The organism is Paenarthrobacter sp. PAE-2, assembly GCF_026013155.1.
Taxonomy (GTDB): Bacteria; Actinomycetota; Actinomycetes; order Actinomycetales; family Micrococcaceae; genus Arthrobacter; species Arthrobacter ureafaciens.
On the sequence record NZ_JAPDNV010000011.1, the window covers coordinates 16992 to 30343 of the forward strand.

Annotated in this window: 9 protein-coding genes; 5 read left to right on the plus strand and 4 right to left on the minus strand. The window is 65.0% G+C overall.

Translation table 11 applies throughout. The features are described 5' to 3' along the window. Positions 1–19 precede the first annotated feature (19 nt). Together OCL88_RS09135 and OCL88_RS09140 are read left to right on the plus strand one after the other, a co-directional pair. On the plus strand, positions 20–1087 hold the full coding sequence (locus OCL88_RS09135; protein ID WP_264962282.1) for a zinc-dependent alcohol dehydrogenase family protein: 1068 nt from the start codon (positions 20–22) through the stop codon (positions 1085–1087). After that, a complete protein-coding gene (locus OCL88_RS09140; protein WP_264962283.1) occupies positions 1080–3005 on the plus strand; it encodes a heavy metal translocating P-type ATPase in 1926 nt (641 codons plus the stop codon). The genes OCL88_RS09135 and OCL88_RS09140 overlap by 8 nt, the downstream gene beginning before the upstream one ends. On the opposite strand, the gene OCL88_RS09145 is transcribed toward OCL88_RS09140, so the two are convergent. Next, positions 2950–3372 (minus strand): pyridoxamine 5'-phosphate oxidase family protein, encoded by a 423-nt coding sequence (locus OCL88_RS09145; RefSeq protein WP_031216469.1) that lies wholly within the window; start codon positions 3370–3372, stop codon positions 2950–2952. The two genes, OCL88_RS09140 and OCL88_RS09145, sit on opposite strands and share 56 nt — an antisense overlap. A gap of 224 nt (positions 3373–3596) precedes the next feature. On the opposite strand from OCL88_RS09145, the gene pta reads away from it, so the two are divergent. Next, positions 3597–5666, plus strand: coding sequence for a phosphate acetyltransferase (pta, locus tag OCL88_RS09150; protein WP_264962284.1), 2070 nt, complete (start codon positions 3597–3599; stop codon positions 5664–5666). A gap of 48 nt (positions 5667–5714) precedes the next feature. Here pta and OCL88_RS09155 read toward each other — a convergent pair whose 3' ends face one another. Genes OCL88_RS09155 through OCL88_RS09165 form a run of 3 tightly spaced genes read right to left on the minus strand, consistent with a single transcriptional unit; the run spans position 5715 to position 9630 of the window. Next, the gene (locus tag OCL88_RS09155; RefSeq protein ID WP_264962285.1) at positions 5715–6176 is read right to left on the minus strand and encodes a universal stress protein; all 462 of its coding nucleotides are present in this window, start codon (positions 6174–6176) and stop codon (positions 5715–5717) included. A gap of 32 nt (positions 6177–6208) precedes the next feature. Then, positions 6209–8830 carry a cation-translocating P-type ATPase gene (locus OCL88_RS09160; RefSeq protein WP_264962286.1) on the minus strand — a complete coding sequence of 874 codons (2622 nt, stop codon included), beginning with the start codon at positions 8828–8830 and terminating at the stop codon, positions 6209–6211. Further along, complete coding sequence (locus OCL88_RS09165; RefSeq protein ID WP_264962287.1) at positions 8809–9630, minus strand: universal stress protein; 822 nt, start codon at positions 9628–9630, stop codon at positions 8809–8811. Before OCL88_RS09165 ends, OCL88_RS09160 begins: the two co-directional genes overlap by 22 nt. A 125-nt stretch (positions 9631–9755) precedes the next feature. Here OCL88_RS09165 and OCL88_RS09170 point away from each other — a divergent pair, with 125 nt between their 5' ends. Together OCL88_RS09170 and OCL88_RS09175 are read left to right on the plus strand one after the other, a co-directional pair. Continuing rightward, positions 9756–10907, plus strand: coding sequence for an acetate/propionate family kinase (locus tag OCL88_RS09170; protein ID WP_264962288.1), 1152 nt, complete (start codon positions 9756–9758; stop codon positions 10905–10907). Between the two features lie 9 nt (positions 10908–10916). Next, positions 10917–13313, plus strand: a complete 2397-nt coding sequence (locus OCL88_RS09175; protein ID WP_264962289.1) for a phosphoketolase — start codon at positions 10917–10919, stop codon at positions 13311–13313. Positions 13314–13352: the final 39 nt, after the last annotated feature.

Sequence of the window (13352 nt, forward strand, 5' to 3'; positions counted from 1 at the left end):
ACCACGGAAAGGCAATGCGATGAAAGCGCTGGTCTACGACGGCCCCGGGGCCAAAGCCTGGAAAGAGGTTCCGGACCCGGTGATTGCCCACCCTACCGACGCCATAGTCCGGATCGATACCACCACCATTTGTGGAACGGATCTTCACATCCTCAAAGGTGATGTGCCGGCCGTAGTGCCTGGGCGGATCCTCGGCCACGAAGGAGTGGGGACGGTGACGGAAGTGGGAAGCTCAGTCAGCGGCCTCAAGCCCGGCGACCGCGTCATAGTGTCGTGCATAAAATCGTGCGGACATTGCAGCAATTGCCGTAAGCAGCTGTTTTCCCACTGCCTGGGGGACGAAGGGCAGCCCGGTACGGGATGGATTTTCGGGCACCTCATTGACGGGACGCAGGCAGAATTCGTGCGGGTGCCTTATGCCGACAACTCCCTGCATAAACTGCCCGAAGGCGTCAGTGACGATGAGGCAGTGATGCTTTCGGACATTCTGCCCACGGCCTTCGAGATCGGTGTCCTCGACGGCAGGGTCGCCCCCGGTGACATCATCGCCGTCGTTGGAGCCGGTCCTATCGGTTTGGCCGCCATGGCCACGGCGGGGCTTTGCGGCGCCGCCACCATCATCGCCATCGACCCCAACGACAGCCGCCTGGCGCGCGCCGTCGACTTTGGTGCCACGCACACCATCAACCCGACCAGCTCGGACTGGCTGTCGCAGGCGCTGGCCCTCACCGACGGTGCCGGCGTGGACGTCGCCCTCGAAGCCGTAGGCATCCCGGATACGTTCGGCATGTGCCTCCAACTGGTCCGGCCCGGCGGGAACGTGGCAAACATCGGTGTCCACGGCAAACCCGTTGAGTTGCCCCTGCAGGACTTGTGGATCCGCAACATCAATATCAGCATGGGCCTGGTGAACACCAACACCACTCCCATGCTGCTGAGGCTGGTGGCCCAGCGGAAGCTTCCCGCCGGAAAGTTCGCGACCCACCATTTCTCGCTCGAGAACATCATGGACGCCTATGACACCTTCTCCCGGGCCTCCGAGACGGAAGCGCTGAAAGTCGTCCTGTCCCGTGGCGCGCATGAGTGAAGTCAGGCTCTTCACCCTTGCCCGCAGGTACCCCCTTGTGGGCGCGATCCTCCTGGTGGGCTTACTGGTCGCTGTCCTGATCCTCAGTGGCCAGGACACCGCGGCCCAGGGCATCGCATCCATCTTTGCCCTGGCCGTTGCGCTGTACCGCGCCGGTTCCATGGTCAAGGATCTTTTCCGCGGCCGGTGGGGGATCGACCTGCTGGCCATCACGGCCATCGGTGCAACGGTGGTCGTCGGTGAGTACATCGCGGCGCTGGTGATCGTACTCATGCTTACCGGAGGTGAAGCCCTGGAGGACTACGCGCAGGGCCGCGCCACCCGGGAACTCACCGATCTGTTGAAACGCTCGCCGCGCAACGCACACCGGGTAGAGGCCTCAGGAGACCTGGTGGACATCGCCGTGGAGGACGTCAACCCCGGTGACGTATTGCTGGTCAAGCCCGCAGAGACTGTTCCGGTGGACGGCGAACTGTTGTCCGAGGCGGGCAGCTTCGATGAATCAGCACTGACCGGCGAGAGCCTGCCCGTCGAACGGTCCCGGGGCGGTTCCGTGCTGAGCGGCACGGTCAACGGGCCCGCGGCCGTGCGCATCAAAGCGACTGCCACCGCCAAGGAATCGCAGTACAGCCAAATTGTCGCCTTGGTCCAGGAAGCGGCTGCCAGCCGGGCCCCTACAGTCCGTTTGGCTGACAGGTACGCCATCCCTTTTACAGTGGTGGCGTTTGCCATGGCCGGCCTTGCCTGGTTCATCAGCGGCGATCCCGTGCGATTTGTTGAGGTGCTGGTGGTCGCTACTCCCTGCCCGCTCCTTATTGCCGCCCCGGTAGCCTTCCTTGCCGGGACCAGCAGGGCCGCCAAGGCCGGGGTGATCATCAAGAACGCAGGGACCCTTGAGCAGCTCAGCAAGGTCAGGACGGCTGTCTTTGATAAGACCGGGACGCTGACGGCCGGCAAACCCACCCTCGTGGCCGTCAGGCGTGCCGGGTCGGATTCACCGAGCGAAGAGACGCTGCTGCAGTTGGCTGCCTCGGCTGAACAGTTCTCCTCCCACGTGTTTGCGACCTCGGTCATGGCGTCGGCTGCCGAGCGCGGACTGCCGCTGTTGCCTTCGACGGCGGCCACCGAGCACGCCACCAACGGCGTCGCCGCCCGCGTGGGCTACCACGACGTGGTGGTCGGAAAAGCTGCGTTCGTCCGCGAGCAGACCACGGGTTTTGAACAGTCCGAACTGGCCGGCGGCCAGTTGGCCATCTACGTGGGCGTCGACGGAAGGTATGCCGGGACCCTCATCATGAGCGATCCCTTGCGGGTCAACGCCGTGGACACCCTGGAGAAGCTTCGGGACCTTGGTGTCCGGGAATCCTTGTTGCTGACCGGCGACGCCGAGAGCACCGCCCGGAGCATCGCCGCCCAGGCAGGAATGGAAACGGTGCTTGCCGAGTGCCTCCCCGGGGACAAAGTCAGGGCGGTCGCCGGGCTGAAGACGCGCCCGGTCATGATGGTCGGGGATGGCGTCAACGACGCCCCGGTCCTGGCAGCGGCCGACGTCGGAATTGCCATGGGCGCGCGCGGTGCCACCGCGGCGAGCGAGTCAGCGGACGTGGTGATCCTGCTCGATGACCTCTCCAAGGTGGCGGTGGCGGTCGACGTCGGGCAGTACACCCTGCGCATTGCCCGCACCAGTATCTGGACGGGTATTCTGCTGAGCCTGGTCCTGATGGTGTTCGCTTCCTGGGGTTTCATTGTGCCCGTGGCAGGGGCGCTGCTGCAGGAACTGGTCGACCTGGCCACCATACTCAATGCGCTGCGGGCGCTGGGAAGGAAGCAGCCCCGGGGGTCCCGCCCCCAGGGAGCGGGACCTAGTAGCGCTCGGGTTCGTCCCCCAGCTCAAAATGCCGGCCGTGCACGCGGGTAGGACGGATCTCCACGTAGGTGTACTTCCGGGTAGGAATCCATGGTTTCAGGGGGAGCTTGTCCGCCTCGTCGATTTCCGACTGGGACTCGATGACGCGTGCCGTGCCTTTGATGACAACGCTCCACGCCTCGCCGTCGCCTATTTCCTCGACTTCGAAGGCGACTTTCTCGTTGACCGTCAGCTCAGCAAGCTTGGTTCCCGGGTTGGTCCGCACCAGCAACCTGCCCTGGTCCGCGATGAAGTTCAGCGGGTAGATGTCCGGCTCTCCCAACACGCTGACCGCGAGGCGGCCGTGCTGGTTCCTTTGCAGGACGCTCCATGACTCATCGTCGGACAAGATCCTGCCTGGGCGCTCGTCGGTTTCCATGGGCATTGTCCTCCTGTAAGGGATGGGGCGGCGCGACCGGTGGCCTGCACCTGGGGTACTTGCGATCCTAGGGACAGGCGCCGACGCCTAACAGGGTCCAAGGTCCCCGGCGCTGCCACGGGGCGGGATTCTTTCTGGCTTTATCACCGCCTGCCCGTCACCCTTGAAGTCACAGGAAATGCTGGACTCACCGGAATTGACCGCATGCCAGGAAAGGAGACCGCATGGTGCAGGGACTCTACATTGCGTCTGCGGGGCCCGGGTCCGGAAAGTCACTGGCAGTGCTGGGCATGGTGGACGCACTTCATCGCCACGCCGGGCGCCTGGGGTTCTTCCGCCCGCTGGTGGCTGGAGGCGCCGTCGACGATGATCCTGTAGTCCTGTTGCTGCGGCGGCTGTACGAGCTGGGAGCCTCGCGGAGCAAGGCTGGAACAACAACGCCCGTCGCCTTGGCCGAAGCGAGGTCAGGGCAGCAGGACGAGCTCGTGTCACGCATGATCGGGATCTACAACCGCTTGTCCCGTGGTTGCGATGCCGTCGTGGTGGATGGCTCCGACCTTCGGAGTCCCGATGCGGCGGGGGAGTTCGAACTGAACGCCGCCCTTGCCAGCAACCTGGGACTGCCCGTCCTGGCAGTGGTCGGTGGCCGGGGAGTCCCGCCGGCCCGGATAGGGGAGTCTGTCGCCACAGCCCTCAAGCAGTTCAAGGCAGCGCGTTGTTCCGTGCTGGCTGTTGTGGTCAACCGGGTGGAACCCGGCACGGAAGAACGGGTGGAGCAAGCCCTCCGGGAAGCGGCCCCGGACGTTCCCTGCTACCTCATCCCCGAGGTAGCTGAAATCTCCACGCCTACCGTCGCCGACATCGCAGAGTCGCTTCAGCTGGTACCAAGTACCGGCAGCAAGGAATGGGACCGGGATATCCGCCGGATCCGTGTTGCAGGGATGGGCGCTGACGACTTCCTTCCCGCCGTGCAGACCGGAGACATGGTCCTGGCTTCGGGGGACCGTACGGACATCATCCTTGCCTGTTTGGCGTCGGCGTGGGCACCGGATCTGCCGAGCCCTGGAGGGATGATCCTGACAGATGGCCTGCAACCTTCCCCGCATGTGAAGCGGCTGCTGGAGGGGGCCCCTTTTCCGGTCTTCCTTGAGCGCGGAGACCTGTACTCCGTGGCGCAGGGTGCGGCGAGCGTCCGCAGCGAAATCCACACAGGAGGGAAACGCAAGGTTGCCGCCGCCCTGGGCCTGTGGTCACGCCACATCCCCGAAGCGGACCTGCTGAAAGAGCTGGCGCTGCCCCGCCCATCCACCATCACCCCGCTGCGCTTCTTCAACGACCTGATTGAACGTGCCCGGCAACGGACAAGCCATGTTGTCCTGGCCGAAGGAGAGGACGTTCGGATCCTGCGGGCAGCCGACATCCTGCGGCGCCGCGACGTCTGCCGGCTGACGCTGCTTGGCAGGCCGGAAGTGGTCAGCGAGCTGGCTGCCACGCAAGGGATCGAACTCGGGGACCTTGCCGTCATTGATCCCGCCACCTCACCTGACCGTGAGCGCTTTGCCCGGGAGTACTGCAAGCTCAGGGCCAACAAGGGCATGATCATGGAACGGGCACGCGAAATCATGCTTGACGCCGCCTACTTCGGGACGATGATGGTCCGGTTGGGCTGCGCGGACGGCATGGTGTCCGGAGCGGCACACACGACGGCGAACACCATCCGTCCCGCCTTGGAGTTCATCAAGGGAGACGATCCGCAGGAAGTGGTGTCATCGGTGTTCTTCATGCTGTTCCCGGACAGGGTGCTTGTTTACGGGGATTGCGCAGTGGTCCCCGACCCCACGGCCGGGGAGTTGGCCAGGATCGCGATTGCCTCAGCTGAAACGGCGGAACGCTTTGGTGTGGAGCCCAGAGTCGCCATGCTCTCCTATTCCACCGGTGAGTCCGGAGCCGGCACGTCCGTGGACAAAGTCCGTGAAGCAACGGCCCTGGTGAGGGCTTCCCGGCCGGGCCTCCCGGTGGAGGGCCCCATCCAGTATGACGCTGCGGTGGACGTCCGGATCGCGAGCACCAAGCTGCCGTCGTCCACAGTGGCAGGGAAGGCGACGGTCTTCATCTTTCCCGACCTGGACACAGGCAACAACACCTATAAGGCCGTTGAGCACTCGGCCGGCGCAATCGCCGTCGGACCTATTCTTCAAGGCCTGCGCAAGCCCATCAATGATCTTTCCCGGGGGTCCTCGGTGGAGGACATCATCAACACCGTGGCCATCACGGCCGTACAGGCCCAAGGGTGACCCGGCCCAAGGGTGACCCGGCCTAGTGCTGACCAGGCCAACGGCTGATTAAGGCAGCACGTCGTCCGCCCCTACCAGAAGCACGGGACAGTGGGCATGGGCGGCGCAGGCCCTGCTGACTGAACCGATCGCCTGCCCCAGGAAGCCACCGCCACCGTGCCGGCCAATGATCAACATCAGGGCGTCATTGCTTTCCTCCACCAGGACCTTTGCCGGCTCGCCGAACTTGACCGTAACAGTCAGGTCGGCAGGCCGGTTTCCGGCGAAGGCACGATCCACGGCCTCTTCGGCCATCCGCCTGGCGGTTTCCTCGAGCTCAGAGGTGAACTTGGTCAGTTCCTGCTCAAAGCGCGACGTCAGGTAGTAGTCGGACATGCCGATGCAGGTGAGCACCTCGAGCGGCACGCCAAAAACCGGGGCAACCCGCCCTGCCATGGTCAAGGTTTTCGATGAGAATTCCGACCCGTCCACGCCGACGATGATTCTCCGGGGGCTGTTTGGTGAGTTCATGGGACAAGCTTTGTTGCGGTTTTCGGTGCACGCTAGGGCCTAATGGCATGCATCGCCAATGACCGCCCGGCCGGGTGCCGCAGCCTCTTGTACAGCAGGTCGACCGCGAGGACCGCCGGGAAAGCGAGAATGGCGATGATCCATCCGGCTGGTGTGGGCGGCGCCTGTCCAAGGAGGCCTGCCACCGGAGCCAGGAACAAGAAGACGGCCAGGGCAACAATTTCGGCAGCGACCGCCCACAGCAGCAGGCGGTTCGTGAACCACCCTTGCTGCCAAGGCGGGGTGGTGGCGCTGCGGCAAGCGAATGCCGTGGCCATTTGACCGATGACAACCGCGGCAAAGGCGGCTCCGGAGGCGGTCATGAGGAGGCCGGGGTCCAGGGGTTCAGTCCTGGTCCAGCCTCCGGAGACCAGCACGGTGGTAAACGCCGCCATGGAGATGAAGGCTTCCGTGGGCCCCATGATGAGGAATGCCCGGAGCATGAGTTGGCGATCCATGAGGTGCCTCTTCTCGGGTGGCCTCTGAAGCACGCGCTTCCCCGGCGACTCGGCACCGAGCGCGAGCGCGGGAAGGAGGTCCGTGCCAATGTCCAGAGCCAGGATCTGAAGCACGCCCAGGGCCAGGGGGAACTGCCCTCCTGACAACGCCCAGATGACGAACGGGGCCAGTTCCGCCACGTTATCGGTGAGGTGGTACGTCAGGAACCGATGGATGTTGGCATACGTTGCACGGCCCTGCTCGATCGCGGCAACAATGGTGGCGAAGTGGTCGTCCAGGAGGACGAGGTCCGCCGCTTCACGGGCCACGTCGGTGCCACTGAGGCCCATGGCCACCCCGATGTCGGCCTGCCGCAGGGCCGGGCCATCGTTGACGCCGTCGCCGGTCATGGCAACCACATGGCCGCGGGACTGCAGTGCCTTGGCGACGCGCAGTTTTTGCTCGGGCGATACCCGGCTGACCACCACCCCGTCCCGGTCCAGCAGGGCACCGAGCATCTGCTCGTCCTCCGGAAGATCCGAGCCTTGGACCACCAGGCGGTCCGGGCCCATCAGGCCGATCTCCGTTGCGATGGCGCCGGCGGTCACCGGGTGGTCGCCTGTGATCATCGCAATGCGGATACCTGCGTGCCGGGCCGTGGCAATGACGTCGCCGACTCCGGCCCGCGGCGGATCATGCAGTCCGATCAGGCCAAGGAACTCCAACTCCTGCTCGGCTTCGGCTGCGCTCCGTCCGAGCCAGTCAGCGGGGGAGCCCGGAAGCTGTCTGCGGGCGGCTGCCATCACCCGCAACCCGCGCAAGGCCATGGCTTCGACCTCGGCGGCCAAGGCCTCGGCATCTACTGAGGTGCACAGTGGAAGGACGGACTCGGGAGCACCTTTCACGTACAGGACAGGGCCCATGACGGCCGACTCCCTGCGCCGTACAGCATCGAACGGGAACCGCTTTTCCGGCGGCCGGTCCGTGGATCCCTTCGCCGAAGGGGGCCCGGCCTCTGGAAGCCTGCGGGCCAGCACATCCAGTGCCGCTTCCATGGGGTCTCCGGATGAGGTCCATTGGCCATCGCGCAGCACGGCCCGGCCCTGCGATGCGGTGCGCGCGCAGAAGGCAGCTCGGGCGGCCGCAGAGACGGCTTCGCCGCTGACCTGCGCCTCCGGTTCGTAGCCCTCTCCTTCAACCTTCACGGTTCCGGCCGGTGTGAAAACCTCGACGGCGTTCATCCGGTTTTGCGTCAGGGTGCCCGTTTTGTCGGTGCAGATGAACGTCGTGGAGCCCAGTGTCTCAACGGCCTCGAGGTTCCGTACCAGCGCCTGCTTCGCGGCCATTCTTTGTGCGCCCATGGCCAGGGAGAGAGTGACGGTGGGCAGGAGTCCCTCGGGTATGAGGGCCACGGCCACGCCAATGGCAAAAAGGAAGGAGTCGCGCCACTGGATCCCGACCAGGAGGGAGACCACAAAGAACAGCCCCGCAACCGCCAGGGCAACCAGGGCGATGAGCCGCACGATCCTTCGCAGCTCCAGTGTCAGGGGTGTGGGAGGGGATTTGGTGTCACTGGTGAGGGCCGCTATCCCGGCCAGTTTGGTGCGCCCGGCGGTCGCGGTCACCAAACCCTCGGCGTCGCCGTTCACCATGAACGTTCCGCCCCAGCCCTCCTGTCCCGCCGCTTTGTGGATCACCACGCTCTCACCGGTGAGCATTGATTCATCCACCGTGCATCCGGCAGCTTCCAGGAACCGGATATCTGCCGGAAGGCGGTCCCCGGCCGCAAGAACCACGACGTCGCCGGGCACGAGTTCGCTGGCATGCACGGTCCGGATCGTGCCGTCGCGGCGAACGCTGACCTCGGCAGGGAGGAGCCGTTGCAGCCGTTCGGCGGCGTGCTGGGCGCGTTCTTGCTGGATGTGGGCGAAGAGGCCGTTGACGATCACCACCACGATGATTGCTATGCATAGTTGCGGCATGCCTGCGATGTAGGCCAGGGCTGCGGCGGCCCACAGCATCAGGGCAAAGAAATGGGTAAGTTCGGCCAGCAGCCTCCGCCACTGTGGAACCTTCCTGGCAGTCGGCAGCACGTTCGGACCGGTTGCCCGCAGCAGTTCAGCTGCTGCGGTTGAGGTGAGGCCCTCCTTGCCGGTTAGGACAGGATGGTCGGGCATCGGAGATTCAGGAGTATGTGCTGTGCGACCGAACCCACCAGGACGGAGAGTCCGCCCTTGCCCTTACGCCCGATCACCAGCAGTCGGGCACCCCGGGAAGCCTCCGTGAGGGCCTCCGCCGGGGTGTGTACCGGGTCGCTAAGGATCCGCATGCTGATATCCGGGAAGTTCCGGTTCACCCATTCCGCTGACTTCCCGGCCACGTCATCAGCACCTCCGCCGGCTGCGTGCGGATCGACGGCGTGGACAATGATCAGCTCTTCGTTGAGCCGGCGGGCCTCTCCGGCGGCCAATTCCAGGGCACCGGCCGCATCCGGTGATCCATCCACGCCAACCACTACGCCCGAAGATTGCCCCGGCGCGTTGTGGGGGATGACAGCCACCGGGCATCGGCTGGTCACGGCCACTTGGAAACTGACGCATCCGAATCCTTCGCCTTCGGTGCCGGGGCCGCGGTCTGTGCCGACCACCATCAGTCCCGCCTTCAGGGACAGGGCGGAGAGTGCCTCGGCAGGTTCTCCGGTGGCAATTGTCGTAGCTGCCTCCAGGTCCGGATACACCTGGTGGACCCTTCCGGCTTCGCTCCCGAGCAGGTCTTCGGCCCGTTTGAGGGCGAGGGTGTGCTCGTCGGGCACTTGGAAGACCCAGACGGGAAGAACGACGTGAACCAAGGTGAGCCGATCGCCCATGGCGTGTGCCCGTGCGGCCGCCCAGTCTGCCACGAAGCTGCCGGCGACGGAACCGTCGAGCGCAGCCACCACGTGCCTGTTGGAAGGTTCCGTTTGCATCTCCGAAGTCATGATCACCACTATTGACCGGCCGCAATCAGCCCGCAAGGGGCCTAAGGTCCTGACATGGGCCTCTTTCCGGGATAGGGTCTCCCGGAGAGTGCTTTCCTGTCCCAAGGCCCCTGTGGAAGGATCCCATGCGCGTCCTTGTCCTCAATCCGGGCTCCTCATCCTTGAAATACCATCTGCGGGAGAAAGCCGGCACCCCCACCGGCAACGCTGTCCTGCACTCGGGGCAGTTGGAGTGGGCCGATGATCAGGAAGACCGGGGCGGGAGCTTGCGCCGGGTGCTGCAGGAGGTCGAGCGGGACTTTGGCCGACCGGATGCGATCGGGCACCGGGTGGTCCACGGCGGGGAAAGTTACACCTCACCTGTCTCCGTCACCAGCGATGTCATTGCGATGATCCGGAGCCTTGGGACGTTGGCCCCGCTCCATAATGCGTCAAGCGCCGATTGCATGGAAGCTGCTGCGGATCTGTGGCCCGGGTTGCCCCAAGTGGCCGTCTTCGACACATCCTTTCACCGTTCCATCCCCGATTTCGCTTCGAGGTACGCCGTTCCTGAGAATGCCTACACGGCGCACCCCATACGGCGCTACGGCTTTCACGGGATATCCGTGGAGCTGGCCTGCCGGGATGCCGAGGGCTTCCTGGCGAAACCGAACGGGTCCTTGAATGCGGTAGTGGCCCACATCGGCAACGGTGCATCGGTGACTGCCGTGAAGGCCGGCCGCAGTGTTGACACGTCGATGGGCATGACCCCGTTGGAAGGACTGGTGATGGGCACGCGATGCGGAGACCTGGATCCGGCACTCGTGCTCCTGATGCTTGGTGAGGGAGCCACAGCCAGCGACGTCGATGACATCCTGAACCATCGTTCCGGGCTCTTGTCCTTGGCAGGAACAGCAGATATGCGCACCATCGCGGCCGGTTTCCATCGAGGCGACCCGGGAGCTGTCCTTGCCGTGCAGGCGTCCAGCTACCGGCTTGCCAAGTACATTGCCGCGTACGCCATGGCGGTCGGAGGCCCGGACGCGGTCATTTTCACCGGGGGAATCGGCGAGAACTCGGCCCTGTACCGGGCAGCCACCCTCGAGTGGCTTCGGCCGCTGGGCTACGCCCTGGATGAGGACGCCAACCAGGATGAGGACGCCAACCAGTCCGATCGAACAGGTATCCGGACCGTCAGTGCCACCGCATCCGCTGTTCCTGTTCTGGTCATACCCAGTGACGAAGAACGGGCCATCGCTGAGTCGACGGCTTCCCTGCTGGGATCCGATAAGAAATGAGGTCATGAGATGGTCGATAGCGTCAGGGATACTGCAGAGGATTTGGAACTGCTCAACAGGTACTGGGCTGCGGCCAACTACCTCACCGTTGCCCAGATCTACCTGATGGACAACCCGCTCCTGCGCGAACCGCTCCGTCCCGGACACATCAAGCCCAGGCTGCTGGGCCACTGGGGGACCAGTCCCGGGATCTCGTTGATTTACGCCCACCTGAACAGGGTCATCCGGCGCACCGGCGCCCACGTACTTTTCGTGACCGGACCCGGTCACGGAGGTCCCGCCGTCGTGGCCAATACCTATCTGGAGGGCACCTACTCCGAGGTCTATCCGGAGGTGGGGCAGGATCTTCAGGGCTTGCGGCGCCTGGTGAGGCAGTTTTCCACCCCGGGCGGGATTTCCAGCCACGTTGGTCCCGCTACTCCGGGGTCGATCCACGAAGGCGGCGAGCTGGGATATTCGCTCATGCATGCCACCGGCGCCGTGATGGACAACCCGGAGCTGATTGCGGCCTGCGTTGTGGGAGACGGCGAGGCGGAAACCGGGCCCCTGGAGGCCTCGTGGAAGGCGCCGAACTTCCTGAACGCGGCGAGGGACGGGGCGGTGCTGCCCATCCTCCACCTGAACGGATACAAGATCTCAGGCCCCACCGTTCACGGCTGCCGCACGGATGCCGAGGTCGCGGCGCTTCTTCGGGCCCAGGGGTGGGAGCCGGTGGTGGTCTCCGGTGACGATCCCGGCGCAGTCCACCGTTCGCTGGCGTCGGCCATGGACGGGGCCTACGGAAGGATCCGTGGGATCCAGGCCGAGGCCCGGGAACAGGGGGTGACGGGCCCGGCGCGCTGGCCGGCAATCGTCTTGCGGACGCCCAAGGGCTGGACAGGGCCGCGGGAAGTGGACGGCCAACCAGTCGAAGGCTCCTTCCGGTCCCATCAGGTTCCGCTCCCGACCGTTCGCGAAAACCCCCGGCACCTTGCCCAGCTGGAGTCCTGGTTGCGGTCCTACCGCCCGGAGAAGCTGTTCGACGACGACGGGCGGCTGGTTGCCGAACTCGCCGCACTGCTGCCTGATGCACCTTTGCGGATGGGCGCGCTTCCGGCGTCGCGGGGAATCGGTGGCGGGGAACTCCCGGTGCCGGATGCGGGCCCGTACGCCGTCGACGCAATGCCTCGTGGCCAGGTGAAGGTCCACAGCACCGCACCGTTCGGGGAGTTGCTCCGGGACACCTACCGACAGACCGCCGATGATCCACGCTTCCGGCTGTTTTGCCCGGACGAGACGAACAGCAACCGGCTCGGAGCAGTGTTCGAAGCCACCGACCGTTGCCTTGTGGTGCCGGAACAGGCGGCCGGGACACTGGAGCACGTCTCGGCGGACGGGAGGGTCATGGAAGTCCTCTCGGAGCATCTCTGCCAGGGGTGGCTGGAAGGGTACCTCCTGACCGGCAGGTACGGCCTGTTTGCCAGTTACGAGGCGTTCGCGATGGTCAGCGCCTCCATGACCATCCAGCATGCCAAGTGGCTTCAGCACTCCCGTGACCTTCCGTGGCGGGCGCCGGTTCCCAGCCTCAACATCCTGCTCACCTCCACGTGCTGGCGCAACGACCACAACGGTTTCAGCCATCAGGGGCCGGGGCTCATCGACTCGGTATTGTCGTTGTCCGGCTCGGTGGTGCGCGTGTACCTGCCCCCGGACGCCAACAGCCTCCTGGCCGTTGGTGAGCATGTGCTGAAGAGCAAGGACTACGTCAACCTGGTAGTCATCGACAAACAGGAGCACCCGCAGTACCTGTCACTGGAGGAAGCGCGCAAGCACGCAGCAGCCGGGGCGTCCGTGTGGGACTGGGCGGGCACCAAATCAGATACGCCTGCCGCGGATGGTGACCGTCCCGACGTCGTACTCGCCTGCGCCGGTGACGTGCCCACGCAAGAGGCGCTGGCGGCCGCCTGGCTGCTCCGTCGCCATGTCCCGGAGCTTCGCCTCCGGGTGGTCAATGTCATTGATGCCATGGCGCTGACTCCGCCGAATGTCCATCCACACGGCTTGTCACAGGATGCGTTCGAAGAGCTGTTCACCTCGGACGTGGATGTGGTGATGGCATGGCACGGCTATGCACGGGCGCTGCATCAGCTGCTCCACGGGCGAACCCGGCCGGAACGTTTCCATGTGCGCGGCTACAACGAACAAGGAACAACCACCACGCCGTTCGACATGGTGGTGTTGAACAAAGTCAGCCGATACCACCTGGTGATCGAAGCGCTGCGCCGCACACCGCGAAACCTTGCGGGGGCGGAGGACTTGCTGGGGCACTGCGAGTCCATGCTGCAGGCGCACAACACCTACATCCGGGAGCATTTCGAGGACATGCCGGAGGTGAAGGACTGGGCCTGGACCGATCCGGCCAACTAGGGGCGTTCGGCGGGACAGGCCCCCGTCATCATTCCAGGC